2 protein-coding genes and 1 pseudogene are annotated in these 2,359 nt (G+C 63.5%); all 3 read right to left on the reverse strand.

The features are described 5' to 3' along the window. Positions 1-711, reverse strand: a 711-nt coding sequence (locus EOA49_RS31540; RefSeq protein WP_127243581.1) for an AAA family ATPase, incomplete at its 3' end; no start/stop codon positions are given. A 19-nt stretch (positions 712-730) separates the two neighbouring features. Further along, positions 731-2,038 (reverse strand): DUF5691 domain-containing protein, encoded by a 1,308-nt coding sequence (locus EOA49_RS31545; RefSeq protein WP_245460857.1) that lies wholly within the window; start codon positions 2,036-2,038, stop codon positions 731-733. Between the two features lie 134 nt (positions 2,039-2,172). Then, positions 2,173-2,359: pseudogene (locus tag EOA49_RS31550) on the reverse strand (SWIM zinc finger family protein); the annotation flags it as partial.

Here is a 2,359-nt window from a genome sequence, read left to right on the forward strand (position 1 = left end):
GCGCCGGGACACGATCGAGACCTCTTCCGCCATGTCCTCCGGCAGCGGCAGCACCACGACATTGAAACGGCGCTTCAGCGCCGAGGAGAGTTCGTTGACGCCCTTGTCGCGATTGTTCGCGGTGGCGATGATGTTGAAACCGCGCTGCGCGTAAATCGAGGTGTTCAGCTCCGGCACCGGCATCATTTTTTCGGACAGCACGGTGATCAGCGTGTCCTGCACGTCGGAGCCCATTCGCGTCAGTTCCTCCAGGCGGCAGAGCTCGCCTTCCTGCATGGCGCGGTAGAGCGGCGTCGGCACCAGCGCCTCCTGGCTCGGCCCCTTCGCCAAGAGCTGCGCATAGTTCCAGCCGTAGCGGATCTGATTCTCATCGGTGCCGGCCGTGCATTGCACGATCAGCGTCGAGTTTCCCATGATGGCGCCGGCGAGATGTTCCGAGACCCAGGATTTTGCCGTTCCCGGCACGCCGAGCAGGAGCAGCGCCCGGTCGGTCGCGAGCGTCGCCACCGCGGTTTCCATCAATTGCCGACGTCCGACATATTTCGGGGTGATAAGCGTGCCGTCGCCCGCCTTGCCACCCATCAGGTAAGTGAGGACGGCCTTGGGCGACAGGCTCCAGCCGGCAGGCTTCTGGCGGTCGTCGTCGCGCGCGAGCGCCTGCAGTTCGGAGGCATAGACCTGCTCGGCCGGAAGGCGGATGGCTGCGTTCATGCGATCTTCTCCGGGTTCATCATCTCTCGGATTGCGAAGGGTTTCCGGCCAGCGCTGCATTGAGCCGCAGCAGGCCGATGGATGGGGAAGCGGGCGACAGGCCGGCGGCGATCACCTCGTCGATCAATTTTTCCGCCGCCTCCGGATTGGCCAGAAAGCCCAGGGTCTCGAGATATTGCTCGGCGCTTCGTTTCATGACGTCGTTGTCACCCGAGACGGCGGAACGCAGCGCTGGAAGCGTCTTGCTCCTTGCGAGGTCGCTCCATTCCAGCCAGCCTGCTTCCGCGCCTTCGACCAGGTTGAGCGCGGCCAGATTTTGCCCATCATCCAGGATCTGCCTGATCAGGACACGCTTCCTGCCGTTGTCCAAGCGCGACATGAGCTGGAGGACGAGAAGCGCCAGCCTGCCGCCGGCGGCGACAAGCAAATCCGCCAAACAGGCGACCGCCGCATCGCTGCCGGACACCGCGATCATTCGAACGAGAAAGAGATCGGCACCCTCATCGACGCCGAACTGCCATGCGCCAATGAAATCGGGCTCAGTCTTGCCGAATTGGGCGACGAGATCGCCGAAGTAACAGGACGCGAACAGGTCGGCGCGACGCGACTGTTGCGCAGGCGACTTGGGCTTTATCGGCGTGTAGGTGGTGCGGCGGCGGATGAAGCCGGATTTGCCTTCCTCAATGAAAGCGGCGAGCTCGGCTATCGAATCTTTCGACGCGCCATCCGCTGGATCGCTACGTTCACCCAACCTTGCCAGGAGCCGGCCGGCCATTTCGCGCACCTTGCCTGAGCGATCGGCGGACAGGCTCTTTAGAAATGGAATGTCATCGGCACTCAAGCCGAAGCGCATCAGCTGCACGAGCGCAAGCCTGACCTCCGCCGGCTCGCTCGCTCCCTTGGTCTCAATCAACGTCCGCGCCAAGACAGGCATGGTGCGCCGTAATTCGACCAAAGCTGTACGGCGCGCGGCAGGATAGAAATCATCCCAGGTTTCAGCGGTGAGTTGTCCTCGTCGAGACTGCCTGTCGCCATCCGCGCCTGCTTGCCAGTCGACCCAGGGAGCATAGATATCTGGGCTTTCCTGATCCGACGCAGCAGGCATCCAATCCATCGGATGCAGCACGAAGCCTCGGCTGGCGACGAGTGTGGCCACGCGGGTCTTGAGCCTCGCATCAGCGGCGTATTTCAATGCGCCACGCAGCAACGGTCGCAGCCAATCAGGAAGCATCGGCAGCGCGAGCATCGGCAGCGGCGGACGGCGTTTCAAGGTTTTTGGCGCCGCCGGCCGAAGCGCGACATCCAGCGCCTGCGCGGCGATCGCCAAGAGCCGACGTTCCTGCTCGTCCGAGCTGGAGGCAGCCGCGAACTCCTTCCATTCGGCGGGCGCCAATTCGAAAGCGGCGCCGCCCGAAATCCAGTTGTCGCGAAGCCTCGCCAGCCCTGCCTGCTCGAGCTCGTTCATGAGAGATCGAGCCTCCCGATGCTGCTTTGCGAGGCCAGAAGCTCGAGCCTGGCGCCGTTCCACAGTGCTGCCGTGACTGTCAGATCGAGGCCAAGCAAGGTCTGGTTGACGGAGCCGGCGACTGGCAGGGCGATGCCATGCGAATCGTTCGCCGCCTGCCACCAGGCGCCATCCTTCTCGTCC

This window comes from Mesorhizobium sp. M1A.F.Ca.IN.020.04.1.1, from assembly GCF_003997315.1.
In the GTDB taxonomy this organism is placed as follows: Bacteria; Pseudomonadota; Alphaproteobacteria; order Rhizobiales; family Rhizobiaceae; genus Mesorhizobium.